The sequence below is a fragment of the Vibrio sp. B4-6 genome (assembly GCF_963888245.1).
Lineage (GTDB): Bacteria > Pseudomonadota > Gammaproteobacteria > Enterobacterales > Vibrionaceae > Vibrio > Vibrio anguillarum.
Genome location: NZ_CAWPIM010000069.1, coordinates 56,695 through 83,650, shown reverse-complemented (window position 1 = coordinate 83,650; position 26,956 = coordinate 56,695). Strand labels below are relative to the sequence as shown.

General features: G+C 45.0%; 24 protein-coding genes, 1 other RNA gene and 2 pseudogenes. 8 read left to right on the top strand and 19 right to left on the bottom strand.

Annotation, left to right across the window (positions count from 1 at the left end; translation table 11 throughout):
- The first annotated feature begins 59 nt into the window (after window positions 1–59).
- Window positions 60–2,234: a catalase/peroxidase HPI gene (katG, locus tag AACV20_RS17300; protein WP_170907705.1), complete on the top strand. Its 2,175-nt coding sequence runs from the start codon at window positions 60–62 to the stop codon at window positions 2,232–2,234.
- 197 nt (window positions 2,235–2,431) lie between these two features.
- On the opposite strand, the gene AACV20_RS17295 is transcribed toward katG, so the two are convergent.
- The 11 genes from AACV20_RS17295 to AACV20_RS17245 all read right to left on the bottom strand — a co-directional run bounded on the left by AACV20_RS17295 (window position 2,432) and on the right by AACV20_RS17245 (window position 13,776).
- On the bottom strand, window positions 2,432–4,357 hold the full coding sequence (locus AACV20_RS17295) for a BglG family transcription antiterminator (RefSeq protein WP_249929770.1): 1,926 nt from the start codon (window positions 4,355–4,357) through the stop codon (window positions 2,432–2,434).
- An 88-nt stretch (window positions 4,358–4,445) separates the two neighbouring features.
- Entirely contained in the window at window positions 4,446–5,192 is a 747-nt protein-coding gene (gene dagF / locus AACV20_RS17290) for a 2-dehydro-3-deoxy-phosphogluconate aldolase (protein ID WP_170907704.1), read from the bottom strand.
- Window positions 5,183–6,307, bottom strand: a complete 1,125-nt coding sequence (locus tag AACV20_RS17285) for a DgaE family pyridoxal phosphate-dependent ammonia lyase (protein WP_170907703.1) — start codon at window positions 6,305–6,307, stop codon at window positions 5,183–5,185. Before AACV20_RS17285 ends, dagF begins: the two co-directional genes overlap by 10 nt.
- Window positions 6,291–7,454, bottom strand: coding sequence for an amidohydrolase/deacetylase family metallohydrolase (locus AACV20_RS17280; RefSeq protein ID WP_212752632.1), 1,164 nt, complete (start codon window positions 7,452–7,454; stop codon window positions 6,291–6,293). The genes AACV20_RS17285 and AACV20_RS17280 overlap by 17 nt, the downstream gene beginning before the upstream one ends.
- A 45-nt stretch (window positions 7,455–7,499) precedes the next feature.
- The gene (locus tag AACV20_RS17275) at window positions 7,500–8,147 is read right to left on the bottom strand and encodes a DUF4310 family protein (RefSeq protein WP_017045613.1); all 648 of its coding nucleotides are present in this window, start codon (window positions 8,145–8,147) and stop codon (window positions 7,500–7,502) included.
- Between the two features lie 10 nt (window positions 8,148–8,157).
- On the bottom strand, window positions 8,158–8,934 hold the full coding sequence (locus tag AACV20_RS17270) for a DUF4311 domain-containing protein (protein ID WP_017045612.1): 777 nt from the start codon (window positions 8,932–8,934) through the stop codon (window positions 8,158–8,160).
- A gap of 24 nt (window positions 8,935–8,958) precedes the next feature.
- Window positions 8,959–9,252, bottom strand: coding sequence for a DUF4312 family protein (locus AACV20_RS17265; RefSeq protein ID WP_017047947.1), 294 nt, complete (start codon window positions 9,250–9,252; stop codon window positions 8,959–8,961).
- Window positions 9,249–9,617 carry an SFCGS family glycine-rich protein gene (locus AACV20_RS17260; protein WP_017042958.1) on the bottom strand — a complete coding sequence of 123 codons (369 nt, stop codon included), beginning with the start codon at window positions 9,615–9,617 and terminating at the stop codon, window positions 9,249–9,251. The genes AACV20_RS17265 and AACV20_RS17260 overlap by 4 nt, the downstream gene beginning before the upstream one ends.
- Entirely contained in the window at window positions 9,608–9,970 is a 363-nt protein-coding gene (locus tag AACV20_RS17255) for a transcriptional regulator (protein WP_228209387.1), read from the bottom strand. The genes AACV20_RS17260 and AACV20_RS17255 overlap by 10 nt, the downstream gene beginning before the upstream one ends.
- Before the next feature lie 294 nt (window positions 9,971–10,264).
- Window positions 10,265–13,192, bottom strand: coding sequence for a DEAD/DEAH box helicase family protein (locus AACV20_RS17250; protein WP_170907702.1), 2,928 nt, complete (start codon window positions 13,190–13,192; stop codon window positions 10,265–10,267).
- Window positions 13,189–13,776: a class I SAM-dependent methyltransferase gene (locus AACV20_RS17245; RefSeq protein WP_170907701.1), complete on the bottom strand. Its 588-nt coding sequence runs from the start codon at window positions 13,774–13,776 to the stop codon at window positions 13,189–13,191. Before AACV20_RS17245 ends, AACV20_RS17250 begins: the two co-directional genes overlap by 4 nt.
- 251 nt (window positions 13,777–14,027) lie before the next feature.
- Here AACV20_RS17245 and AACV20_RS17240 point away from each other — a divergent pair, with 251 nt between their 5' ends.
- From AACV20_RS17240 to AACV20_RS17230, 3 genes are all read left to right on the top strand, one after another.
- Window positions 14,028–14,423 (top strand): ACT domain-containing protein, encoded by a 396-nt coding sequence (locus AACV20_RS17240; RefSeq protein ID WP_170907700.1) that lies wholly within the window; start codon window positions 14,028–14,030, stop codon window positions 14,421–14,423.
- 99 nt (window positions 14,424–14,522) lie between these two features.
- Window positions 14,523–14,675, top strand: coding sequence for a hypothetical protein (locus AACV20_RS17235; RefSeq protein ID WP_013857464.1), 153 nt, complete (start codon window positions 14,523–14,525; stop codon window positions 14,673–14,675).
- Between the two features lie 288 nt (window positions 14,676–14,963).
- The gene (locus tag AACV20_RS17230; RefSeq protein WP_170907699.1) at window positions 14,964–15,521 is read left to right on the top strand and encodes a hypothetical protein; all 558 of its coding nucleotides are present in this window, start codon (window positions 14,964–14,966) and stop codon (window positions 15,519–15,521) included.
- A gap of 253 nt (window positions 15,522–15,774) precedes the next feature.
- Here AACV20_RS17230 and AACV20_RS17220 read toward each other — a convergent pair.
- From AACV20_RS17220 to smpB, 4 genes and pseudogenes are all read right to left on the bottom strand, one after another.
- Window positions 15,775–15,858: pseudogene (locus AACV20_RS17220) on the bottom strand (transcriptional regulator); the annotation flags it as partial.
- A gap of 2 nt (window positions 15,859–15,860) precedes the next feature.
- A pseudogene (locus AACV20_RS17215) lies at window positions 15,861–16,214 on the bottom strand (type II toxin-antitoxin system HipA family toxin); the annotation flags it as partial.
- 348 nt (window positions 16,215–16,562) lie between these two features.
- Window positions 16,563–16,929, bottom strand: a transfer-messenger RNA (tmRNA) gene (gene ssrA, locus AACV20_RS17210).
- Window positions 16,930–16,996: 67 nt separating this feature from the next.
- Window positions 16,997–17,482: an SsrA-binding protein SmpB gene (gene smpB, locus AACV20_RS17205; RefSeq protein WP_013857439.1), complete on the bottom strand. Its 486-nt coding sequence runs from the start codon at window positions 17,480–17,482 to the stop codon at window positions 16,997–16,999.
- A 116-nt stretch (window positions 17,483–17,598) separates the two neighbouring features.
- Between smpB and AACV20_RS17200 the strand changes: the two genes are divergently transcribed.
- Together AACV20_RS17200 and AACV20_RS17195 are read left to right on the top strand one after the other, a co-directional pair.
- On the top strand, window positions 17,599–18,030 hold the full coding sequence (locus AACV20_RS17200) for an SRPBCC family protein (RefSeq protein ID WP_170907697.1): 432 nt from the start codon (window positions 17,599–17,601) through the stop codon (window positions 18,028–18,030).
- Window positions 18,030–18,332, top strand: coding sequence for an RnfH family protein (locus AACV20_RS17195; RefSeq protein WP_170907696.1), 303 nt, complete (start codon window positions 18,030–18,032; stop codon window positions 18,330–18,332). Before AACV20_RS17200 ends, AACV20_RS17195 begins: the two co-directional genes overlap by 1 nt.
- Before the next feature lie 111 nt (window positions 18,333–18,443).
- Here AACV20_RS17195 and bamE read toward each other — a convergent pair whose 3' ends face one another.
- The 4 genes from bamE to nadK form a co-directional block, all read right to left on the bottom strand.
- A complete protein-coding gene (gene bamE, locus AACV20_RS17190; RefSeq protein WP_010319506.1) occupies window positions 18,444–18,803 on the bottom strand; it encodes an outer membrane protein assembly factor BamE in 360 nt (119 codons plus the stop codon).
- Between the two features lie 144 nt (window positions 18,804–18,947).
- Complete coding sequence (gene recN, locus AACV20_RS17185) at window positions 18,948–20,612, bottom strand: DNA repair protein RecN (protein ID WP_029388392.1); 1,665 nt, start codon at window positions 20,610–20,612, stop codon at window positions 18,948–18,950.
- Between the two features lie 329 nt (window positions 20,613–20,941).
- Entirely contained in the window at window positions 20,942–22,360 is a 1,419-nt protein-coding gene (gene tnaA / locus AACV20_RS17180) for a tryptophanase (protein WP_017043367.1), read from the bottom strand.
- Window positions 22,361–22,995: 635 nt separating this feature from the next.
- Window positions 22,996–23,880, bottom strand: a complete 885-nt coding sequence (nadK, locus tag AACV20_RS17175; RefSeq protein WP_013857433.1) for an NAD(+) kinase — start codon at window positions 23,878–23,880, stop codon at window positions 22,996–22,998.
- Window positions 23,881–24,022: 142 nt separating this feature from the next.
- Here nadK and grpE point away from each other — a divergent pair, with 142 nt between their 5' ends.
- Window positions 24,023–24,622 carry a nucleotide exchange factor GrpE gene (gene grpE / locus AACV20_RS17170; RefSeq protein ID WP_038148829.1) on the top strand — a complete coding sequence of 200 codons (600 nt, stop codon included), beginning with the start codon at window positions 24,023–24,025 and terminating at the stop codon, window positions 24,620–24,622.
- 344 nt (window positions 24,623–24,966) lie between these two features.
- On the top strand, window positions 24,967–26,874 hold the full coding sequence (gene dnaK / locus AACV20_RS17165) for a molecular chaperone DnaK (RefSeq protein ID WP_013857431.1): 1,908 nt from the start codon (window positions 24,967–24,969) through the stop codon (window positions 26,872–26,874).
- The last annotated feature ends 82 nt before the right edge of the window (window positions 26,875–26,956 follow it).

The window sequence follows — 26,956 nt, the reverse complement described above, 5'->3', positions numbered from 1 at the left end:
TTTTAGAATAAATCAAGCACACTTAAATAGCCGCAGTAATGCGAAGCAAGGAGAACGCAATGGAGAATAAAGGTATGAATTCGGGCGGTAAATGCCCTGTCATGCACGGCGGAGTAACCTCTGCTGAACTATCGAACATGGATTGGTGGCCAAAAGCACTGAATCTTGACATTCTTCACCAGCACGACGTGAAAACCAACCCAATGGGGGCGGATTTTAATTACCGCGATGCGCTAAAAACATTGGATGTTGATGCCTTGAAAAAAGATCTCAAAGCACTAATGACCGATAGCCAAGAGTGGTGGCCTGCCGACTGGGGGCATTACGGCGGTTTGATGATCCGCATGGCATGGCACTCCGCGGGTACTTACCGAATTGCAGATGGTCGCGGTGGTGCGGGCTCTGGCAACCAGCGTTTTGCTCCGCTTAACTCGTGGCCTGATAACGCCAATTTAGATAAAGCTCGTCGCTTATTGTGGCCAATCAAACAAAAATACGGCAACAAAATCAGTTGGGCGGATCTGATGATCTTGGCGGGTAATATGGCTTATGAATCCATGGGGCTTAAAACCTTTGGTTTCGCTTTTGGTCGTGAAGATATTTGGCACCCAGAAAAAGACACTTATTGGGGCTCAGAAAAAGAGTGGCTAGCGCCAAGTGGCGGAGAAAATAGCCGCTATTCCGGTGTGCGTGATCTAGAAAACCCGCTTGCTGCCGTGATGATGGGCCTGATTTATGTAAACCCTGAAGGCGTTGACGGTAATCCAGACCCGCTTAAAACCGCACATGACATGCGCGTCACTTTTGAGCGCATGGCAATGAATGATGAAGAAACCGTGGCGCTGACAGCGGGTGGGCATACGGTGGGTAAAGCGCATGGTAATGGTAGCGCTGCGAACTTAGGGCCAGATCCTGAAGGGGCGGACTTGCACGAACAAGGCTTGGGTTGGAATAACCACACCAGCCGCGGCATTGGCCGTAATACCGTCACCAGTGGTATTGAAGGTGCATGGACTACGCACCCAACCCAGTGGGATAACGGCTTCTTCCACCTGTTGTTTACCTACGAATGGCAACTGACGAAGAGCCCTGCTGGCGCGTGGCAGTGGGAGCCAATCAACATCAAAGAGGAAGATAAACCGGTTGATGTGGAAGACCCAAGCATTCGTTATAACCCTATGATGACCGATGCCGATATGGCGCTGAAGATGGATCCTGAATATCGCAAGATCTCAGAGCGTTTCTACAAAGACCCAGCGTATTTCTCTGAAGTGTTTGCGCGAGCTTGGTTTAAGCTTACTCACCGTGATATGGGGCCTAAAGCGCGTTACTTTGGCTCTGATGTTCCGGCAGAAGATCTCATTTGGCAAGATCCCATCCCCGCAGGTCGTAAAGATTATGATGTGGATGCAGTAAAAGCAAAAATAGCGGCCAGCGGCTTAAGCATTAGTGAGATGGTCAGCACCGCATGGGATAGTGCTCGTACTTTCCGTGGTTCCGATAAACGTGGTGGCGCTAACGGTGCGCGCATTCGCTTGGCTCCTCAAAAAGATTGGCAAGGTAATGAGCCAGAAAGACTCAGCAAAGTGTTGGCTGTTCTGGATAAAATTGCTGCTGATGCGGGTATTAGCATCGCCGATACCATTGTTTTGGCGGGTAACGTCGGTGTTGAACAAGCGGCCAAAGCGGCAGGCGTTAATATTACTGTGCCTTTTACTACCGGACGTGGTGATGCAACGCTTGAACAAACGGATGTGGAATCGTTTGATGTGCTTGAGCCACTGGCGGATGGTTTCCGTAACTGGCAAAAGAAACATTACGTGGTTAACCCAGAAGAGATGCTGTTAGATAAAGCGCAACTATTGCGCCTGACCGCCCCAGAAATGACCGTATTGATTGGTGGATTGCGAGTGCTCGGTACAAACTATGGCGGCAGTCAACATGGTGTATTGACAGACCGTGTTGGGGCGTTGACTAACGATTTCTTCGTTAACCTCACCGACATGAATTACACTTGGAAGCCAACAGGCCGTAACTCTTACGATATGGTTGAGCGTAAGAGCGGTAAAACAAAATGGACAGCGACTCGTGTTGATCTGGTGTTTGGCTCAAACTCCATTTTGCGCTCATACGCTGAGATTTACGCGCAGGACGATAACAAAGAGAAGTTCGTCAAAGACTTTGTCGCTGCTTGGACCAAAGTCATGAACGCCGATCGCTTCGACGTGTTGTAAACCCTCTTCACTCAGTAATCTTGATATTAAGGCCCTCTTAGCGAGGGCCTTGTTGTGCCTTGGTTTTCTCTCTAAACGGCTTGTTTATAAAAGACTGGTCCCTAAAAAACGAGTGTTTCTAAAAACAGACGGAACCTAAAAACAGACGGTATCTAAAAAATAGAGGGCATCTAGGAAGCATCACACAGCGATATATTTTATTGTAATTCCAAGTGCGCCAGTGTTTTGAAGTGCTTAAAGGTTTCGCATTGCGACAGACTTTTACCTAATTTTTTATTAATCAGCACTTGGAAAAGATCATACAGCCCCATCGCCTCTTCATAGTCACATTTACTTAAGGCGAGGAAAAAGATCAGATAGGCTTTTTCACCATTACCCCATTCAATTCCACGCGGTGCAGCGACGGTGTAAACCATCGAACGTTTAGCAAATAGTTCAATCGAGTGTGGTAGAGCAATGTATTCGCCCATCATGGTTGAAACCAAACTCTCTCGCTCTTGCAGTGAAGCTCGGTATCCTTCCTCTACCAACTCCGTTGATTCAAGATGCGAGCAAACCTGCTCAAAGAGGTGTGATTGCTCAATGATGTCATCAAGATAGAGAAATTGAGCCTTGGAAAAATACTTATCCAAAAGATAAGAGTGCGTGCGATCAACCAACACTTGTTTGCCCAGTTCTTCCAATTGATGTTGGGTAGGGAAGGGGTCAACCACAAAGCTCTGAATCTCTCTATTGGCTAAGGGCATGGTGGTAATAATGAGGTCCGCTTGCGTGGTATCAGCGGTGATCAACTGTTCAGGGGAATAAACCGTTTTCATATCCAATTGCGGATACTGGCGGCGGATGATCGCTTCTAGCCCAAGTGTCGCGGCATTACCTGCGTCGCAATACAGGAGCGCTTTGGGTGTACGGTGACCTAAATGGTAATTACGTTCAAGCCCCACACCAATGTGAATCACAAGATAGCCTATTTCGTGCTGTGTCATGCAGTAACCCGTCTCTCTGATCCAGTCTGCGATGGCCGATAAGGTAATACTGTAAGCGAGTGGGTAGTGCTGTTTGATATGCTCGGCCAATGGGTTAATTGTGGCGACATGATGTTTGACACGAATGATCATATGGCAGACGTGGTTGTGAAGATCGCGGCGTAATAGCGCATCGTCACGCACATCGTAAGGGTAATTTTGATAGATATAATCAAAGATGTGAGTGACTAGAGCATCGGCTTCATGCTGTACACCTTGGCTAAGGAGTGCTTGATTCGTCGCAATTCTTGCTTGAATGTGAATCGCCAAGGCGGCAATTTCATGGTTATTGGCGGGTAACAGCATCGGTAGCGCAGAAAATAACGCTTTGGCAATTGGTAGCGTCGTTTCATGAACATCGTTTTTAGAAAATTCGGTAAGCTCTTTGCCACACGCGAGCCTGTGCAGTGTGACGGCAGCATAAAGGGTTAACCAACGCAGCCCAATATCATTGATATAGAGTGTATGGTTGGTCAACACTTCACGAAAGCGCGCTGCAAAAATTTGCTGAGATTTTTCAGGGAAAATCGTACTAATAAAGCCCAGAGCTTGTTTTGTCTCTTTTTGTTCGATGTAGATAAGTTGTGTTAAACGGGAGCGAATCGCCATTTCTGGGCCTTGGATCAGCATGCCCAAACGAGGTTTACTTTCAATCGATAAACCAAACGTGGCCAGTTGGCTGCGTACATCAACCATATCATTTTGAATAACGGTGCGGCTTAGATTCCATGTCTCGGCCAATTCGTCAATTTTTACGCCTTGTTCTGCCGTCAAGAGCAGTACTTGAATCTGAATGATGCGCTCTTGACTGGTCCTTGGAATCGTTTCTGCATTTTGCACCCTCGACAAAAAATGCTCGAAAGTTGATGGGTTGTAGATATTGAGTTGGTAACCGGAACCGCGCTGGTGGAGAAGATGTGCGCCATGATTGACCATCACATTATTGAGCAGCGCGACATCGGTGCGTATGGTGCGTGTCGAAACATTAAGCCGTTGCGCAAGTTCGTCCTGAGTTAAAGGCGAGGCGGATACAGCATCCAACAAATGAATTAGGCGAGGGTGCGGTAGCTTGTACATCATCGATTCCCATTCCAGCATGAACAGCGCTATCTAAAAGGTAAAATGCACTAAAGGCAATAGATAGCCAACGCTTTGTTATGCCGGAGCACATGCTCCGGCGTCGGTGTTATGAATGTGCCAGTTGTTTTTGAGTCATGGCCAGCAGGGTTTTCACATCCTCGGGGCGAGTCTGTCCGGTCTGTTCATCGATGATTGAGCTATAAATGTGTGGAATGACTTTTTCGACCCCAGCATCGAGAGCGATGCGTAAAATCTCTTCAAAGTTGTTTAGATCAATACCACCCGTTGGCTCTAACCAAAAGTGATGACGAGCACAGGCGTTGGCAACTTCTTGGTACTCAGCTTTGCATTTTAGCCCCTGCATTGGGAAGAATTTGACTGAGCTGCAGCCCATATCTTGCAACATGGCAATCGCGGTATCAACGGGAACAACCGCTTCTTCCATGCCGGAACTTTTCGGGCCAGTTGAGATTTTAACCAAGCCAACAGTGCCTGATGGTGAAATCAAACCATTCACGATAGTGTGATTTTGACCCAGCGCTTGACGCGTAGCCCCCACACCAGTGAAGACTTGATTAACATGCTGAGGCTGCAGTATTCCGGCTAAAGCCGTCACCATATCCGATTGTTTGGGATCCCCTGCGCCAAGGCCAATCGATAAAGCATTCTCGATTTTTTCAGCGCACGCTTTCATATCAGCTGCAGCGCTTGCAGTATCTGGGTAATCTTTCGAGAGCATACCGACCAACACATGGCCTTGTGCGGCTTGGTAGACTTCAATCGCATTATGATGAGAGCCCGCCAGCACATTGAGACATACACGGTCAGCGTAAAAATTAGGGCTTAAAGACATTCTAATGACTCCTGATTCAGTTGGTTCATGGCGCTAAGGATAAGTTCAAGTTGATGAGATGAAACACTGCGGACATCAAATTCCACCGAACCTTCATTGGATTTGTAAGCGCGGCAGTAAATTGCTGGGTTACCATTTTGGAGGCGTGTGACGGCTTGATTAGCGCTGATACCAAATTGTTTGGCATCAAAACTCACTTCTGCACGTGCGATATCTCGGCCTGCACTGTCCCAAACCACGCGCGCGCTTATCCCTTCAATACGGTTTAACCCCTCGATAAATGGCATCATTTTATCCACCATTTGTTGGCCGGTTTCTGGTTGGCGGCTTAAGTACAACTCAATGGCATGCGTTAGGCCTAAAATGCCTTCTTTACCGACTTTCATCGCACGGCCAATCCCTGCAGATTGCTGCTTAACCCATTCCACATATTGATGTTTCCCAATCACTAAACCGCTGGTTGGGCCTTCAATCGCTTTCGCACCACTGTAGATCACCAGATCAGCCCCTTGCTGATAATAGAGTTGTAGATCCTCTTCTGCTGCTGCATCAACAATCAGCGGAAGCTGGTGGTCTTGAGCCACTTTGGCCGCTTGTGGCACGGTTAACATGCTTTTTTGCACACAATGGTGCGATTTAATGTAGAGAATGGCGGCGGTATTGGGGGTGATTGCCGCGGCTAATTGTTCTGCGCTGCATTCATTAGCCCAACCGGCCTCAATCAGGTTACCGCCGCCAAGATTTACCATGCTGCCAACCGGGGCACCATAATTGACGTTATGCCCTTTGGGGATCACAATATCCGTTGCGATCGAGTGCGTTTTTGCATGCAGATGCTCAAGCAGATAAGGGTTACCACGCACAATGACTGCCGCGACACTCTGTGCAATCCCCGCTGAAGCACATGAGACCACGACTGCATTTTCAACTTGCAGCAAACGAGCAATATATTGGCCGGTTTTGTTCACCAAATCGCTCATTTCAAAGTAGTTGTTCATCCCAAAACAGACAGTCTGTTCCACTTCGGGTTGCGGAGTAGAAACACCAAGAGCTGTCATACGGCCAGATGCGTTGATCACTTGTTTCAAGTGATATTTTTCAAGAATGGAAGACATAATGCTGTTGTCCTTGTTCAGTCAATACAAGCTTGCCGTCAATAATGGCAGCAAGAGGCGTAAATCTCTGTTGTCCAGTTCGATGCTGGTGATGAGTATCGGTGTAGTTAACCGATGCTTTATTGATGGTGTAGAGCGTTAAATCGGCATCATAGCCTGCAATTAAGAGCCCCTTTTTCGCTAGGCGAAGTGCTTGCGCAGCTTGACTCGTCACGCGCTCAATGATCTGCTCATGGGATAATCCGAGCGTAAAAAACATCGACATCAGGTGGGCAAGACCGTAAACCGGGCCATTGAGCCGGTTCTTACAGTAAATGTCAGAACTGATCGTATCGGGCAAAATCCCTTGTGCGATGGCCTGCTCAGCCACCTCAAAACTGAAACTGGCACTGCCGTGGCCGATATCAAGTTTCAGGCCTCGAGCTCTGGCCTGCTGAACGCTGCTTTTTATTTCCCCATGACAATCAAGAATGCGGTTAGGCTTGCCATTAAAGCAGTGAGTGAGAATATCGCCTTTGCCCAGTAGAGCGACAATCTCATCCAAATCTGGCGGCGCATTACCGACGTGCACCATCAATGGAACGCAGCCGCATTGCTGCTGTAATGCTTTGGCTGCATGAAGTGGCATTAAGCCATTGTGGCCGACAACACTACCGCTCATGCGTGCTTTTAAGCCGACAATAAATTCGGGATGACGAAGCAGTGCTTGCTTTGCGCTATCCAGATCAATGTCGTTAGCATCGGCCAGTTCATTTTGGCGCAACAAGCCAATTTTCGAGATGTTAAGTAGTGCGTGCACATGGGTTGTGCATTGCGCTGCAAGCTGCGCAAAATCATCCACATCGTTTGTGCCTGTGCTGCCCGCATCAATGACAGTCGTCACGCCACCGGACACCCCAACGTTATCGGGGTGGTCGTTATAAATAGGCGAGTTCGGATAGCAGTGAGTGTGGCCGTCAATCCAACCAGCACTCACAAAAACGTCATGATCTAAATCGACGGTCTGTTTTGCCAATGAACCAGCAAGATCGCCCACCGCCGCTATTTTGTTGCCCTGAAGGGCGATATCGATACTACACCCACCCGCTTGTTGGGCATTTTTGATCAGGATGTCATACATAATTTGCATCTCACGCTCTTCGCTCATCGGCGCGAAGAGCGATTCTCAGTAGAATTTAAACCCCAGCTTGTTTTACAGTGCGATAGGAAAAAGAGCTCCTAACGCCATCGCTCCGAGAATGGCACCACCCGTAATCGGTTTACCCCACACATAGAAAATCAATGCACCACCTAGAGAGCCGATCCCAATTGGGATAGAAGCGGCCATCGCAGATAAAATGATCAATGGTCCAAGAAAACGGCCGGAGCTATTGCCGGCCCCCATCATTACGTCAGCCCCGTAGGTTGAATCGCTTTGGTTGATGGTAAATTTACGTGCCAGCACAATTAAGCCACCAATCGCCAAACCAGCGAGCATGCCTGTGATTAACGAAGCGGTGAAATTTTCAAGAGGATAAACAATGCCAGCACCCAGTAGTAAAGCTGGAATCCCTAAACCCACACCGGTTTGCACTGCGCCACCGATATCCAAAATGCCCACGAGCGAACCTTCAATGATGCGTGCAAACAGAAAGCTTGCACCAAAAGCGGCCACCGCACCGTACGCGCCTGTATCCATCCCTGCTCGCAGCATGGAAACAAACGCCACTTCGTTAAAAGCACCGACACCGTATAAGTAGTACATGTGCGTTCCGGCAAAAACCCCGGCTGAAAGCAAGCCCACGAAAATCGGGAAAGACCAGTCGGCATACCAAAAGTTGTGTTTCATTTTTTCGTCCATGGTCAACTCCTTATTTGCCACTGATCATGAGATGGATATTTTCAAGCCACAAAGGAACTTGCATATGGAAAGCTTCGATAAATTTCATGTCGAACCCGCGGAAGAAAGCACTTAACGCAAACAGTGCAATAATCGCCGCCATCATGATCTGGGTTACTTTGTTCCAACCACTCTCTTCAACACCTTTACCAATCAAAATACCCAGCACCAAACCAGGAACGGCGTTGCCCATAATCATCTGAGCTAAACCACCAAAGATAGTGGCCCAAAAGCCCGATTTTTTACCCGCTTCAATTGCCGCTAGCCAGAAAATAACCGGCATGACGGTATTCACCAGTAAGTTTGCCGCAGGTACTAATACCTTTACCGCCGTGACTTGCAGCGCCGCAGGAACGGCCGCCGCCGTTGAGTTAAGAAACGCAACCACAATCGCACCGATAATGGCGCAAGCAATGCCCATTCGTTTTGGATCATGTAAGGTAGTGGCAAGGTCGCGGTTTTTTATCATCAGCGCCGCCGCGCCCCAGTTCGGGATGATGCGGTGGTCAACATCTTGAGTGAATGCCCCTGCCGCAACCGTTGAGGCCCAAGCATTAAAGAAGAATCCAAGCCCAAAAGAGAAGTGAGAGGCAGGGTCGCCTTCACACGAGTTCAACTCTCCCAGAGTACGAAATGCACCCATACCTTGGATAGTTGGAGCATGGAACATCCTTGCCGCGCCTACTCCAACGCCGATACCGACTAAGCCACCAATGATGATGGACTTAAAGAGAATGATAAGAAACATGTCAGGGATCCTTATAGTGACCTGTTAACGTTTGAAATCGACCTGTTCCACATCGATGTGGGTCAGGCTGACCGTAACCTCTAGCTTGACGCTGTACTGGCGTCGATCTCTTGCAAGAAAGAAGAAAAGGAATTTCTCTCGCGTTACTTTCTCTTCTGCTTGCAAAACGTTGACGTCTAACGGCTCAATCCGGAGGAGAACTTTTGCGTTATTCTTAAGCAACGTGGGTTGTACTTGGCTTAAAGCCGCGGCAAAAGCCTGCTGCTTTGTTTCGCCCTTGCCACTCACGGTTACCTTAGTGGTTAACTGCTCTTTCATGCTTTGACGCCATGCTTAGCCACAAACGCCTTCACCAGTTTTTCGCCCAGCTCTTCTTTATCCATAAAGCCGAAACCCAAAACCACACAGCCTTCATTGATCGCGGTTATCCCTTCCTCAACAGAGCGCATACCATAACGGCATTGATAGCCATATTTTGTTTGTGCTGTGATAGCACCTGCGCCGCCGCTGCCGCAAAAAGAGATCCCTAAATCGGCTTGCTGCTGATGCATGACATCACCTAACTTCATGTCTGCGGCCATGCCTGGAATAACGGTCACTTCAGCGCCTGCCGCTTGAGCACCTGCTCCTACTTTCTGACCTTTGCCCATGCGATCACCAATAACGACTTTGATTACTGACATGTTGTTTCTCCTGCTGTTGGGTTTAATTCGTTTTCTTTAGCTACTTCAAAATGGACCGAAAGCAGATGCGCTTCTTCATAAGCGAGGTTCTCCATCCAACGACACACTTGCTCGGCCAAGGTGAAACAAATAGGAGAGATTTCATCAAACATCTCCATATCAAGTTCAGGCAACGATTCACCGCTAAACGAGCGCCAAACCATCGCTTTGATGTGTGTTTCGAGCATTTTTTTCTGTAGCGAATCGGGGTAGATAGCGTGTGAATTAAGCAAGGCAATGGCTCGTTCGGTGAGCGACAAGCCAAGCTCTATAATCTGTGCATCATCCATGCTAATGGGTTGAGAGTTTTGCACCGTGGGATTCTCCAAATGTTTAGCTTGGAGAAGAAAATAGCGTAAAAGGGATCAAGGGTGGATAAGCCCTATTTCCACTTCCAAATGGAAATAAACCGTGGCTAGTAACATTCGCGCGGTTTTATGTGATGTGTGAAGAGGATTTATGGGAGTAAATGCGCTGAAAAGGTGATTTGAATCGCTATTTTAAGCGCAAATTTATCGTCTCTTTATTTGCTGCATGTCACAAAACAACTGGTGGTTATTTTGGTTTTATGTTTATTTTCCCAATCGAGCGTCAGGAAGCACGCAATATTAACGGAGGATAGCTTTGAGCCGAGCAAAAGTACGCATGCTGTCGGTTGCGAGCATAGGAGCGTAGTCAGCGTTTTGTGCCTCAAGCTGATAATGGTTTGGTCCTATTTTGCGTACTACGCGTAGCAAGTAGTGGTTATCACCCGTTTCATCTTGAGTTTCAATCGCCATGACCAGATTAGAAATTGAACCTGCGCTCTTTGGTGTGACCCATTCAAGTAGTAGTAAATCACCATCTTGAATCGGTTTTTTACCTCCATTCATTGAGTTACCTGAAGCGGGGGCAATGAAATGTCTTGTTGGATCAAGCTTACCGTAACCAGCGGCGACTAAATATTGCTCTTGAGTATCATGACTACCTTGCTTGAAATGACCGCAAGCAATTTTTAGATCGGGGTAGAGGGGCAAATAGGTACCTTTTTCGCCTGCTTGGTTTGGCAACGGAAGGATCTTTGCCGAAGTTTGGATTGGCTTCGAGTTTGAGTGTGCTTCTTGCTTACTGACTCGCTGTATGTATTCGGCAAAGCGCAAATCGACAAGTTCTTGAATAAAATCATGAAGCTGTGGCAAATCGGCATTGTCTACAGCAAAAGTGGGTACAAAGCGATGATTATCCACCTTAAACCATGCATGGCCAGAAGAGTCTGGGCTTGTAAACGCTTTGACTGGGTTTCGATTCCAGTAATTTAGCCATTCGGATCCTGTGGCGCTAAATTGCTTGGCTTGTTCGGTGAGATCTCGTCGCATCAAATCAGGTCTACGTGATAACACTTTATGACTTTGAATCGCTAGCTCATTCAATGTTGGGGGCTTTCTCAAACCATCAAGCTCTAATAGTGCTTCAAGTAAAACGGCTTTAAAGCATTTGCTCATCGCTGTGATTTCGACTGCTTTGAGCAAAAACTCGTCATATTTCGTCAGTCGTTGAGTCAGTGCTAAGTCACTTTCTTGGTCTGCCACGAACCTAAACCAACTTTTCATCGAGCGGCGTACTTTGCTGAGATCATAGCCATGGTGGAAAAATTCGGCGGCACTTGGTCGGTGTGCGAGTTGATGCTTGAGATCTTGGTAATCTTCAGCCGCAGTTGAACGTATCTGTTTTGCTAAGGTTTGCCAAAATTGCAGCAGTTGTGGATCAAAGTTGACATAGCAACCGGCCGCTAACGAAGTGGTTTGGTTGGTCGTTTTGACTATTTCTTTCAGTGAACCCACATTGAGTAGGGTTGCGGGCCGATTTAAAAATGAAGAGTGATTACCGATAAAATCTAACACCATTAATTGCTGTTTACCTGTACTCGGAGATTGGCGCAAACCGCGGCCTAATTGCTGTAAAAAGAGTATTTTTGATTCGGTGGGACGAATCATCAAAATGGTATCAATCGCTGGTAGATCGGTTCCTTCATTGAACAGGTCGACAGAAAAAAGAATGTCGATACTTCCTTCATTCAACTGTTTTAGGGCGTCGTTTCGACGTATTCGAGAGTCACTATAGACGGCGATAGCGCGAATGCCTTGTTTGGAAAAGTATTTCGCCATGTAATCGGCATGACGTTTAGAAATACAGAAAGCTAATGTGCGCTGTTGTTTTCTGCCAAACCAATGTTGATAAATATGTTCGGCACGCTGCTTGGTTGCAAATGCACTGTCCAAAGCTGTGGGGTCAAATTTACCATTGCGCCAAGGGATTTCTTGATAATCGACGAATTGATCGTAAATACCGTAGTAATGAAATGGCACTAAAATTTTCTCATCAATGCCATGCACCAAGTTACGCTCAAACACTAAATTGTTGTCGCAAAGCGATAATATATCGGCTTGATCAGAGCGCTCGGGTGTTGCGGTTAAGCCTAAAAGAAACACTGGTTGGAAATAAGCGAGTAAATCTCGGTAACTACGCGCACTCGCGTGATGAAATTCATCGACAACAATATAGTCAAAATCATCGGCTTTGAAGCGCGCTAACTGCGCTTTTTTACCTAAGGTGGCGACTGAAGCAAAAAGATAATCAGCTTCCTCTGTTTTTTCAGCTCCGTTGTATAAGCCAGTTTTAGCGTTAGGTATTAATTTACTAAATGTGCTTTCAGCTTGAGTCAGAATCTCTTCTCGATGGGCAACAAACAAGACGCGTTTTGCTTGCATCTGTTGGGCATCAAAAGCGGCTAACCATGTTTTTCCCATTCCAGTCGCTAAGACAACCAAGCCACGTACATAGCCTTGCTCACGGCTCTGGTTTAGCGCTGATAAAGCCAACACTTGCATTGAGTTTGGGGTAGGTATCTCCGGTGCTTCATCGGCTCCATCCAACAGTGTTAATGAACGTTGCGTTGACAGTTTTTTGTAGCGCAGTAAGTAGTCGTCTATCCAGTGATGGGAGAGAGTCATACTCTGTTCATGAGAAAAAATAGCTGAAAACTGCTCACGAATATATTCAAATTCTTGCGCTGCGGGTGAAGTGGCTGGTTGCTCAAAATCGTGGCGTAAAGCCCACTCATAGCTTTGTAGTAATGCTGTTTTACTGATGTTATTTGAACCGACCCAAGCACACCCTTCACTGATGATCCCTTGTTCTGTTTTAACAAAAATGTAGGATTTCATATGAAAGCTATGTTGACTTTCACAAGTAAAAATACGGCATTGCGCTCCACGTTCCGCCAATATCATAAGGCGTCGTAATGCGACTGGGTGGGTTATTGCTAGATAGTCCGAAGTCAGTAATTTGAGTGAGGCTCCACTTTTTAGAGCGTCAAGAATAGGGTCAAATAGTAAATCCAATCCGGAAGGTTGAACGAAAGAAACCGAGATCTCTATTTCACTAGCGTGGTTAATGGCTTGGATTAACTTAGGAAGTAGCGGGTCTTGTTTCCCTCCCGCACTTAATTTTGGACCGCTATATAAAGTGGCTAGACCCTTGTTTCTATGAGCGCTCATCGCTCTTCACTTTTTATTAAAATAGCATTCAACCACTGTTCGTTTTGGCGATCCGTTCTTAAATCATTGGTTATCCAGATTTTTGCCACATTCAATGGGGCATGAGCGATCCACTGTGCTAAACGTTGTTCATCACCGTTGGTAAATCGACGGCCATCACGTTCCACTTCCCCTGTTCCATATTTAAAAGAACAATATAAAGGGGCTAATGGTTTTAGCTGAGAAGCTAAATGAGTAAAGGTATCTGGAAGATCCAATTCACCAACATGCAGTAACGATGCGCAAGCCCAAATACCATCAAAAGATTGATCACTTTGAAAATCAGCAAAGGTTGAAACGGTGGCCGGAATTTGAAGCAGTTGAGATGCTAAGCTTGCTAATTCTTCACTGGCGTCAAATGCCACCACTTTATAACCCTGCTCAATGAAACTTTTTGCATCTCTGCCAGAACCACAACCAGCATCAAGGATGATGCCCCCTTTTGGAATATGGGGCGTAAAGTGTTCCATCAGCGAATGGGTATCTACTTCTTTGGTTGATGCAAAAAACAGTTGGGCATTTTGGTTGTAGAACTCGATAGACATAATCGCTCCTCAAAGTGAACGCTATTCTAACTATCTAATACCAAAGGCTCAATTGATTGCAGTACAAGTGTGATCAACTGAGTTGTTTTAAGTTTTTCGTGCGCAGACAGTTAGCCTAAAGTCGCCATAGAACTCAAGTGATGTTCTATTCAATAAGAATGACTAATTAACCATTAATATTATTAATTTCACTTATTCCACAGAGGGCTTTACTCTGCACTTCGGCTTCAATTTGAATGAGAAAGAAAAATATGACAGCGATTACTGATTTAGAGGTTTTACTGCAATCCATGTCACCCGAGTTGGTGGGCGGAAGTTATGTGTTTTGTACTGTGCAAGGGGCATTAGCCGATTATTTGCATTTAGAACCCGTGGCGACATTTCAAGAGCGTGAAGGGCTGACCTTGGTCGTTGAGCAGCAAAAAGCCGTTGCGGCGCAGCTCGATTTTGAATCGGTATTCAGCTTAATTACGCTGACGGTTCATTCAAGTTTAGAGGCGGTGGGTTTAACGGCCGCTTTTGCAACTAAGCTAGCTTCGTATGACATCAGCGCTAATGTGATTGCGGGCTATTATCATGACCATATTTTTGTGCAAAAAGAGAAGGCAGAAAAGGCGATGGCAGCACTCAAAGAGTTCGCACAATAACGATTTCCTTGCTACCTGCAACTCCAAGTTGTTTGGTTATAAATATTCAAAATAGCATAGTTTGATGCAACCAATCGGTTAAGTGTAGAGGATAAGTGTATGAGTAATATGGTAATGAAAGTGAAGACGGCATCTGGTCGGCAAGTGACCTATCACCGGAATTTAACGGCGCTGCGCCAGTCGTTTGACCAAGCAGGGATTCGCTACCAGTTGATTGAGACGAAAGTGGTTGCGGTTCGTTCTCCTCGCTGAATGAGTTAGCGTACGTCAGTTAATTTTCATTCAGGGATGATTGAATGTGTCAAAAGGGGAGTGGTGATGCGTTTGTTGAGTTTGCAGTTTTGTTTCCAAAATTGAGAAACATATTTTCGAGAATAAGCGTGTATTGATAAGAGTCTTTTCTAGGATTTATACCGAATGCCGTGATATTATCCTGCGCCCAACGGCTAGGTGGTGGGTTTATAAACCACTACTGGCCTTATTAGTAGCAGATAGTTTCATTGTTGTGGATGATGATTCTATGTAAAAAGAGACCATATTTTGCTTGATATATTACGCGAAGTATTAGGATGGACATCTGTCGCATTCTATATATCACTCACTATTTTTAATTCGATGAAGTTTACTCGCTATGCTGCATTTGCTTCGGCTGCGAATGACATTGCTTGGTCAATTTTGATGGGCTGGTGGCCTAAAGTCATCCTTAACCTGTCGGTTGGTGCCATTAACGCCTATCGATATGTGAAAGATTTTACTAACACCAGCAAAATGGTGATCAATTCTGTTGCGGCTTTGATGGCGAGCGGTATTCTTTATATTGCTTATGTGGCCGTAAGCAGCTTTATCAATAACCCCACACTTGCCGAAGCCTTGCAGTTTGGCGATCTCGCGTTAATTTTGTTGGCACTGTATATGACTGACCTGAAAAGGTTCCGTTTGCTCATGTTCTTATCGGGGTTTGTTGGTATGGCTGCCTATTTCGGTAACCCACAAATGATGATCATCAAAGCGTTGGTTATTGGCATTATGGCTTACAAGCTTTTCCGCGCCGATAAACTCACGACAGTCGCTACCCATCAGCAACAAACGAATGCATAACTGCGGGTGTGTAAACTGACCTCCGCATTTGTACAAGAGAAACATCAGGGTGGCGTCCTAAGTTGAGATTGGTGCGCTTTCTATTTATTGAGCGATAGTCATTGAGTTGCGATTGTTTAGAACCACCTGGCAAAATCATCAATTTCCTACTTCAAAAGGAACTGAACCCGCGTCCATGTATTCCTAAATCATTTAAAAATACTAGCTTGTTATAGCAATTCAATCTAAAGCAAGAGCGCTGATACTGAGCATTTTACCCATCCTCACCATCTATCAATAGCGATTTTAACGCATCGGGAGAAGAAGGGAGCAGCCCGACTTTTAAGCCAAATGGTTTGAGTTGCCAATAGGCGACATCGTGCCAAACTTGAGCAAAACATAGTCTTGTTCATCTGAACTAAGGTCTTCAATATCTAGGTATTTAACCCAGTACCGTCTACTAGCGCCGCTAGGCATAATATCGTCTAGAAACTTTAACCATCCAGGTTTACCCATGTCATTAAAAAAGAATGAGACAGGGTGGTTGAGTGAAACAGCGTGAAAGTCATCTTTATCGTGATGTTCTAGCGCATAGTCGCTGAGGTAGTTGAGTTCAGTTACTCGGAAATTATGTTGGCTACTTTTAGGGAACGAGATAATACCAATATCTATCCATTCACCTTTGATAAAAGCTTGTACGGTTAGTTCTTCCATCGACAACACCCTACTTATCAATGAGTCAAGTTTTACTCTTAAAGTCATTTTCTTTTAAGTTGTGAGTAAATTGTTACTCGTAATCTGTAAGTCAAAAGTTTTGATGAGCAGAATGGATGATTTCAGCGATGAAAGCTGCGATAGGAAGTAGGGCGTTAATAGTTTGTACAGTGATGCAAGTTGTTCGTAATAAATGAACAGTTACCTTGAATGAACAAAGTGGTTGAGGTGAGCTGTAGCAGTGTTACGTAAGTGAATCTCGATGAGACTCCCTGAACCACTTAAAGCTAGATATGACAAGGGATTAGAAAAGAAAAAAGACGTCCGGAGACGTCTTTAAACTATGATTGGTGGAGCTGGCGGGATTTGAACCCGCGTCCGAAAATCATTCATCATTGGTACTACATGCTTATTCGATCTTTAATTTCACCATCAAACTGCGAACCGACACGCTATCTAATGGCTATCCTGAATTAGTTTTAATGCTTTGTCTCTCAGGCGGGAGACGCGGCACGAGCTTGTTTGGTTTTGACTCTCTGTTGTTCCCCGTCTTACGAGCGGAAGCTAGGGCAGAAAGGCTCTTGGCAGGTTATTAAGCTGCTAGTGCGTAGTTTTCGTCGTTTGCGACTATTTTTTTGCGGCTTTTAACGTGGCAAACCGCCCCACGGCATGCACCTCAGACTGCAAAATTCCCGTCGAATCCAGAATCAGCCCCAAGTGTGTTGACGCATACTACCAGAAAACCTTTGTCTGTCTAGCTTTCTGCGTCTAAGTGGTCAAGATTAACGCAATGAGCTCTTCATTACGCGTGCTTTCTCTCTTGCCCAATCTTTTTCTTTTAAATCATCACGTTTGTCATGCAGTTTTTTACCTTTCGCTACACCAATTTTGATTTTCACCCAAGAGCGAGACCAATACAGTGATAGTGCGATAAGTGTCATGCCTTCACGGTTGATGCGTCCATAAAGGTTGTCCAGTTCACGGCGGCTGATTAACAGCTTGCGCACGCGAGTTGGGTTGGCAACCACGTGAGTGGATGCTTGCTGCAGTGGCGTTATTGTCATTCCGGAAACAAAGGCTTCTCCGTCTCGCATGAAAACGTAGCTTTCTGCGATATTCGCTTTGCCTTGACGAAGAGATTTGACTTCCCAGCCTTGGAGCTCCATGCCTGCTTCTACTTCATCTTCGATAAAGTATTCGTGGCGAGCTTTTTTATTTACAGCAATGGTATTGCTACCTGCTTTTGAGTTTGATTTTTTCTTTACCATAGTGGTGGCATTATACGGCTTGGTTTGAGCTTAGGAAATCCTTTTATTTGCGTAGGATAAGAATAAAAGTAAAATTGTTACACACCAGACTCTTTCGGTGGTGATGAGGAGAGAATATGAAGCAAGTCAGTCGTTCTGCTTTAGTGTCTTTTAGTGCAGAACAAATGTTTAATCTCGTGAATGACGTTGCTCGTTATCCTGAATTTTTGCCAGGTTGTTCTGGTTCTCGCGTTATTGAATCTTCCGATTTGTCGATGGTGGCTTCGGTGGATGTTTCAAAGGCAGGGATAAGTAAGACGTTCACAACGTCGAATGTGTTGGTGGCCAGTGAAGCTATTTTGATGAATTTGGTCGATGGTCCTTTTAAGGCTTTAAAAGGCGGTTGGTATTTTACTGCACTTGATGAACAGGCCTGCAAGGTTGAACTTAAACTGGAGTTTGAATTTTCGAGCAAAATGGTGGAATTGGCTTTTGGCAAGATATTCAACGACTTGACTAGTAATATGGTTAACGCATTTACCAAACGAGCGAAACAGGTGTATCAGTAATGAGTATTGAATCTGAGATGATCCATGTTGAGGTAGTCTATGCATTGCCTCATGAGCAAAGAGTACTGAATTTGGTGGTAGATAAAAACTCAACCGTCGAAACGATAATTCAACAATCCGGTGTGCTTGAACTCTACCCAGAGATTGATTTATCAAAAAATAAGGTCGGGATTTTTAGTCGTAACGTTAAGCTAGATTCGACGGTCAGAGACCGTGAACGCATTGAAATTTATCGTCCGTTATTGGCCGATCCTAAAGAGATCCGTCGCAAGAGAGCCGAGCAGGCAAAAGCGCAACAGTAAACTTTGCTGCGGTATTGGGTGCAAGATAAAGGGCTCGTTATGAGCCCTGTCCGTTAGTGTCACTCATTGTGAGGTGCGCTCTGGGTATCATTTGTTTGAACGTGTTTTCGTTCAGTTTACGCCTTCAAAAAACCGTTCGCTAGCAGGGTAGTCGCCACTGATTTCCATCAAAGCACCTGCGGTATTAAATGTCGCAATCAGGTTTTTCTGTATCGATTCTTTGTGGCCTTCCGTGTGGTGATAAATGTAATACCAAGTATCGGGATAACCGTTTTCAATAAGCATCGGCGACCCCATGACAAACCTAACCTGTTCTTTGCTCATACCGAACTTGAGTTGATCGACGGCTTGCTGTTCAACGTAGTTGCCTTGGTTAATATCAATACGATAAACGAGTTTTTCTAATAAAGAGCACCCAGTCAGCATTGTCATTGCTAAAGGGACTGCGATTAACCACTTTTTTAACTGCATATTCAAAATTCTTTGCCAATAGGTCGTAAAACTGGACTGATAATAAACAAGCTCGCAGCAGAAGTAAAAAATAGACTGAGCTACGAGCTAGTTGAGACTGCAAATTTTGAGTTTGGTTGCAAACCTAAAAAGAAAAATGTCAGCTTAGGCGGCGATCAGCAGTTCTTTCGCATTAGCAAGGGTAGATTCGGTGATTTGGCTACCCCCTAAAAGACGAGCAAGCTCAGCGACGCGTTGTTCATTATCTAATCGTTTCATTTGTGTTTCTGTCTTTCCTGCTTTGGCTTGCTTGCTGACAAACAGTTGTTGGTGCCCGCAGCCTGCCACTTGTGGTAAGTGAGTCACACACAGTACTTGAGTTGATTCACCTAATGTTCTTAGCATTTTTCCGACTACCGCTGCTGTCGGGCCACTGATACCAACATCGACCTCATCAAAAATAAGGCTAGGAGTGTCTACTTTTTGAGCGGTGATCACTTGGATTGCTAGAGATATCCGTGACAGTTCTCCGCCTGACGCGACTTTAGCGATAGGCTGCAGCGGTTGACCCGGGTTGGTCGAGACTAAGAAGGTTACGGTGTCAAAACCCAGTGGTGATGGATGCGTTGTTTCATGATTAACTTCGATGCAGAACTTGGCTTTTTCCATGCTCAGTTCGTGCATGCTATTGGTGATTAATTTATCCAGCTCTTTCGCGTAACGGCTACGAGACTTATGCAGTTTGTCGGCACAGGTTGCAAACTGCTGATACTGTTTGGCAACGTTACTTTCCAGTTCTTGTAATTTATCTTCAGAGCAGTCAAGTTGCGCTATTTGTTTGAGCAGATCTTGGTGGTGGTGGTAAAGCGTTTCAGGAGCGATGTAGTGTTTGCGCGATATGGACATCACTTTAGAGTAACGTTCTTCTACATAAGCCATACGTTCAGGATCGACATCGATACTGTCCAGATAGTTTCGCAATTCACTGTTGGCTTCTTCGAGTTGGATGATGGCTTCAGCCACCATGTTGGGTAAGGTGGCAAGTTTTTCATCTAACTCGGCCAGTTCAAGCAAGGCGTGGTTGGCTGACTGCAGCAAACTTAGCGCATTGACTTCTTGCCCCTCATAAATAAGTTCAATGGCTTGCTGGCAAGTGGTAGCAAGCTCGCCACTGTTGGCTAAACGTCTGTGCTCTTGTTCGAGTTCGGTGAACTCTTCTTCACCAATCGCCAATTCATTGAGCTCTTTGATTTGATATTCCAGCAGTTGAACTTGAGCTTGGTTTTGTTGACTATTTTCTTTGAGTTGATTGAGCTGGTTATCTGCTTGACGCCACATTTGGTAGGCTAAGCGTGTCTCTTTGACAAGATTCACGTGACCTGCGTATTGGTCCAGCATGCTCATTTGATACTCACTTTTCATCAGTTGATGATGGGCGTGTTGACCGTGAATGTTGATCAGTAATTGACCTAGAGCTTTGAGTTGTGAAAGAGGCACAGGGCTGCCATTGATGAAGGCACGAGAGCGGCCATCTTTGGTGATGATTCGGCGTAAAATACACTCTTTTTGGTCGAGCAAGTCATTGTCTTCCAACCAGCGCGTGGCGTTGAGGTTATTGTCCAAAATAAAGGCGGCGCTGACTTCGGTTTTTTCTTCACCCTGCCTGACCATTCCTGCTTCCGCACGGCCACCAAGACATAAACTGAGCGCGTCAATTGCAATGGATTTACCCGCACCGGTTTCGCCAGTAATGGTAGTCATTCCTTTGGAAAGCTCTAACTGCAATGATTTAACGATAGCAAAATTATTCACACTTAAATGAGCCAGCATTTCTGTACCTATATAATCAAATAACACTGTATAAGTGAACAGTATAAACTGTTTTTTTATACAGTAAAGATGCCTATCAGAAAACTATGAGTATTGGAAACTGCGCTGAGTTTAGTGCCTGCGACAGGAAGTGATTTATGTTGCTTGATAGCTCTGGCTTTCTAGTGAATTTTACTTCATTCAATGGGGTTAATTAGTTTTGAATTGATTATTAAATGTTCATTAAATAGTTTGACGAGGTTCACAAAAAAGCCTGCTAAATTTATAGATTTTGTTTTACTCGATTTAGAAGGAAATAGCGCGCCAATTAGGCGCGCTTTAGTTAGTGATTATTCAACTTCCTTTAGACGGGCAGTGAAGTGGCGTAGCACTTGTGGCTCGTAGGTGAAATCGAGTCCCTTCACGTTGTGGGCATTCTCCTTTACTTTCCCAAATGCTTCGATAACGAAGTCCATGTGCGTTTGAGTGTAAGTAGCACGAGGAATGGTTAGGCGTAACAACTCAGCAGGACAAGGGTGTTGTTTACCCGTTGCAGGATCACGGCCTAATAGTAACGAACCGATTTCCACCGCGCGAATACCGGCTACTTTGTAGAGTTCACAGGCCAAAGCATGAGCCGGGAATTGATGCGAAGGGATATGAGGTAATAGTTTACCTGCATCAACGAATGCTGCGTGGCCACCAGCCTGCTGACACACAACCCCAATGGCTTCTAGGCCATCAACAAGGTACTGAACCTGGCCGATACGGTACTCTAGCCAGTCTTGGCGCATGCCATCGTATAGACCGACAGCAAGACGCTCCATTGCACCACCTTCAAGACCACCATAAGTAGGGAAACCTTCTTGAATCACACAAAGCGTGCGGCATTCCGTGTAAGTGTCCATCATCGATTCATCTTTGAAACACAATAGACCACCCATTTGAACCATTGCATCTTTCTTAGCAGACATGGCTAAACCATCTGCGTATTTATAGGTTTCACGAGTGATTTCTTCGATAGTCCAATTTTGATAGCCCGGTTCGCGTTGCTGAATAAAGTAAGCATTCTCAGCAAAACGCGCAGAGTCCATGATGACAGGAATATCGTAGCGTTGAGCAATCTCGTATACCGCTTTTAAGTTAGCGATAGAGACAGGCTGACCACCGGCAGAGTTACAAGTAATCGTGCTGACAATGTAAGGTACGTTCGCAGGCCCTGCTTCTTCAATTGCCATTTCCAGTTTCGCGATATCAAAGTTACCTTTGAAATCTGCATTGACAGACGTATCGAACGCATCTTCGGTATAGACGTTTTTCGCCACACAGCAGTTAACCTGAGTGTGACCTTGAGTGGTGTCGAAGAAGTAGTTAGACAGCGCCACCATTTTTGAACGATCGAGGCCTTTTTCTTGCTCACGTTTTTTAATTAGAACAGGAATATAGATTTGCTCTGCACCACGGCCTTGGTGAGTTGGGATAGTTAACTCATAACCGAAGATATCTTTCACCGCATTCGCCAGCGCATAGTAGCTGCGGCTGCCACTGTAAGCCTCGTCACCCATTAGCATTGCTGCTTGCATTCTTTGAGTAATAGAGCCTGTGCCGCTATCAGTGAGAAGGTCAATAAATACATCGTCACTATCGATAAGAAATGGGTTCATACCCGCTTTAAGGATGGCCTCTTCGCGATATTCACGCGTTGTACGTTTTACTGGTTCAACAACACGAATGCGGAAGGGTTCTGGTAAGTGTTTAAAGTTTTCCATGATAATACCTTTGAATAATTTAAATTTCGTCAGGCGATATTAGTCAGCACCCTTTATATATTTAGAGTGCAAAATATCGCGCCAAATAATTAGCGATAAAATTCGAGTGAAATAAATCTATTTGAGAATAACCAAGCAACAACTTTAAATTAATAAAGATGAATGCAAGCATCGAAAAACGATATAAATAGATTTAGTGTTGATGTTGATTGTTTAATGGATTCGAAAGAATGCAGAAACAACCAAGCAGGCTAGGCGTGTGCAAAAGATGGTAAAATTGAGATTTGATAGTCGTGCGTGTACCAAGCTAGGGAGCTTGACCATAACTTATCTTGAATTTTTAGATTTTTACTCATATCTAAATCCGTGGTGAGTTATAGCTGGTTGACTGATGGAACGATTCTTAACCAAGTTGATCAGTAAGTAAATTGATAGAAATAATAATTGTGATCGAAGTCCTTAACTTGAATATGGAATAAATCATGGCTCACAAATAATCAGCTATAGGATAAGTAAATTTATGATGGAAAATAAATAGAAATTTTAAAACCCATTAAATATTAATGATTCCCTGTAAAAAAGACCTCGATATTATTAATCGAGGTCGACAGTCAATAGAAGGTGAAGAGGTTGGTTTAAAACAATTTACTCGACCAACCCAGTTTCTTTCTTAGCACGTGATAGTAGCTGTAATCTTTAGGATGAATGAGCTTTAGAATATTTGGGCTTTGGTAAATATGCACTTCATCACCGGGGGAAACCGGTAGGGATACTTGTCCATCGCAGCTAACTTCCTGTGTTCCGCGATTATCAGGCGAAACCAGCAGTTTTATCTGGCGGTTGCCATCCACAACTAGGGGGCGGCTTGAAAGGGTATGCGGGAACATGGGGACCAGTGTAATGGCGTTTAAACTGGGAGATAAAATCGGCCCGCCGCCAGAAAGTGAATAAGCGGTAGAGCCCGTTGGGGTAGAAACGATAAGGCCATCGGAGCGTTGAGAAAAAGCGAAGCTATTATCTATATAGACTTCAAATTCAATCATATGTGCAATTTTGCCGGGGTGTAATACGGCTTCATTAAGCGCTGCATTATGGCTTTTGACTTGCCCGTGGCGATGAATTTCTGTTTCCAGTAAGAAGCGTTGTTCTTCTAAATATTCGCCATTGAGTACTGCAAGTAGCCTTGGTTGAAAATCTTCTGGGTTGAGATCGGTCAAAAATCCTAAATTGCCACGATTCACCCCAATCACGGAAATGTCGAAGCGTGATAATACGCGTGCGGCACCGAGCATATTGCCATCGCCCCCAACCACTACCGCAAGGTCTGCTTTTTTGCCGATTTCAAGCAGGCTAGCGAAATGTTCCGCAGGTACACCTTCCAATATTTCGCTGAGACGATCATCAATAAAGACCGGATATCCCATTGAAGTTAGCCATTGGTAAAGCTCTTTATGTGTTTGAATGGCTTGTTGATCTCTTGGTTTTCCAATGATAGCGATCACTTCAAATGGTTTTTTCATAAATTTTCCAAACTAATTAGGCTTGAATCAGGATTGTTCATCCCCATAATAAGGGCAAGTTATGCCTTTGTGCGAATTTTTGTGTGCTTAACTTTTTGAACTGTGGAGGTTAAGCGCAAAATAGTTGGATTCTGGAGATATCATGAACAACGAAGAAAACAAAATCAAAGAAGAAGAACTACAGCAAGAAGTAGTGGGTCAAGAAGCTGAAGTCGTTGGTACTGACGCGGATATCGATTGGAACGAACAAGTTGAAGTCGATGAGAAAGAGTCCCAAATTGCGCAATTAGAAGCGGCGCTACTGTCGAGCGAAGCAAAAATTCAAGAGCAAAAAGACTCGGTGCTAAGAGCGAAAGCGGAAGTTGAAAATATGCGCCGCCGTTCAGAGCAAGAGATCGATAAAGCGCGTAAATATGCGTTGAGCCGTTTTGCTGAAGAGTTGTTGCCAGTGTTAGACAACCTAGAGCGCACGATTCAAGCTGCTGACGCTGAGAACGAAGTTGTGAAACCGCTGGTGGAAGGTGTGGAACTGACACACAAAACTTTCATTGGCGTAGTTGAAAAGTTTGGCCTGAAAGAGATTAATCCTGAAGGCGAAACATTCAACCCAGAATTGCACCAAGCAATGTCAATTCAAGAGAGCCCAGATCATGAACCTAATACTGTGATGTTTGTGATGCAAAAGGGCTATGAGTTGAATGGCCGAGTGATTCGCCCTGCAATGGTCATGGTATCAAAGTAAAGAGTTGCGAAATAAGCCAAATGCTTTATTGGCGTTAATTTATTCAGTGCCAAAGAGAGGTGTGCGTCGCCTCTCTTTTTTATGTCGAAATCGATTAATGTCGAGATAGAAACCTTCACTAAGTGATTTCGGGATTGAAAAAGTCGTTATTTACGCTGTTTAGTCGAAATATCATAACTTTTTTCAATTTTGCCCTTGAAAAGGTGCTGAGTGACCTTATTTATTGGGCATACGAGAAACGAACATCCTTGTTTAGTTTGTGAGTAAGGGTTGAAACCCTGTTCTCCCTCCCCCACATAGGGGGTAGCATAAAACAAAAATAGAATTTATTTGGAGATAGCCTGATGGGTAAAATCATTGGTATTGACTTAGGTACTACTAACTCTTGTGTTGCTGTTTTAGATGGCGACAAACCTCGCGTTATTGAAAACGCTGAAGGTGAACGTACAACTGCATCGGTAATTGCATATACAGATGGTGAGACGCTAGTAGGTCAGCCTGCAAAACGTCAAGCGGTAACAAACCCAACCAATACGCTATTTGCAATTAAGCGTTTGATCGGTCGTCGTTTTGAAGACGAAGAAGTTCAACGTGATATTGAAATCATGCCTTACAAAATCGTGAAGGCTGATAATGGCGATGCTTGGGTTGAAGCAAGAGGCCAAAAAATGGCCGCTCCTCAAGTTTCAGCTGAAGTTCTGAAGAAAATGAAGAAAACAGCTGAAGATTTTCTTGGTGAGCCAGTTACTGGTGCCGTTATTACGGTTCCTGCATACTTTAACGATGCACAACGTCAAGCAACGAAAGATGCAGGTCGTATTGCAGGTCTTGAAGTAAAACGTATCATCAACGAACCAACAGCGGCTGCACTTGCTTATGGTTTGGACAAACAAGGTGGCGATCGCGTTATCGCGGTATACGACCTTGGTGGTGGTACATTTGATATTTCAATCATCGAGATCGATGAAGTTGAAGGCGAGAAAACATTCGAAGTTCTAGCAACTAACGGTGACACACACCTTGGTGGTGAAGACTTTGATAACCGCATGATCAACTATCTCGTTGATGAGTTCAAAAAAGAGCAAGGCATCAACCTAAAAACTGATCCACTTGCGATGCAGCGTCTAAAAGAAGCCGCAGAAAAAGCGAAAATTGAGTTGTCATCAGCGCAACAAACAGATGTGAACTTGCCTTACATCACCGCTGATGCTGCTGGTCCTAAGCACATGAACGTGAAAGTGACACGTGCGAAACTAGAATCTCTAGTGGAAGACCTTGTTCAGCGTTCGCTTGAGCCACTAAAAGTGGCGCTGGCTGATGCAGACTTGTCTGTCGGCGACATCACTGACGTTATCCTAGTGGGTGGTCAGACTCGTATGCCTATGGTTCAGAAGAAAGTGGCTGAATTCTTTGGCAAAGAAGCGCGTAAAGATGTTAACCCAGATGAAGCGGTTGCTGTTGGTGCGGCCATTCAAGGTGGTGTGCTTGCGGGTGAAGTAAAAGACGTACTGCTACTTGACGTAACGCCTCTGTCTCTAGGTATCGAGACAATGGGTGGCGTGATGACTAAGTTGGTTGAGAAAAACACAACGATTCCAACTAAAGCGAATCAAGTATTCTCTACCGCTGAAGACAACCAAAACGCAGTAACGATCCATGTTCTACAAGGTGAGCGTAAGCAAGCCATGTACAACAAATCGCTAGGTCAATTTAACCTAGAAGGTATTCAAGCTGCACCACGTGGCATGCCACAAATTGAAGTTGTGTTTGACTTGGATGCGGATGGTATCTTGCACGTGTCTGCGAAAGATAAACAAACAGGCAAAGAGCAGAAGATCACTATCCAAGCGTCTGGCGGTTTGAGCGATGCTGAAATCGAGAAAATGGTCCAAGAAGCTGAAGCAAACAAAGAAGCGGACAAAAAGTTCGAAGAGTTAGCGACAGCACGTAACCAAGCGGACCAAATGATTCACGGTACTCGTAAGCAAATTGAAGAAGCGGGTGATGCTCTTCCTGCTGACGATAAAGTGAAGATTGAAGCGGCCATTACTGAGCTTGAAGAAGCGAAGAAAGGTGAAGACAAAGAAGCGATCGACGCTAAAGTTCAAGCGCTTATGGCTGCTGCTCAAAAACTGATGGAGATCGCTCAGCAAAAAGCTCAAGCACAACAAGCGGGTGAAGGCCAACAACAGTCTGCAGAAGACGATGTCGTTGACGCTGAGTTTGAAGAAGTCAAAGAAGACAAAAAGTAATTGATTGAGTTCCCTCCTTTTAAACGGGGAGGGCTAGGGTTGGGTGGCTCGCGAGTTTAACCCACCCTAACTTCTCTAAGAG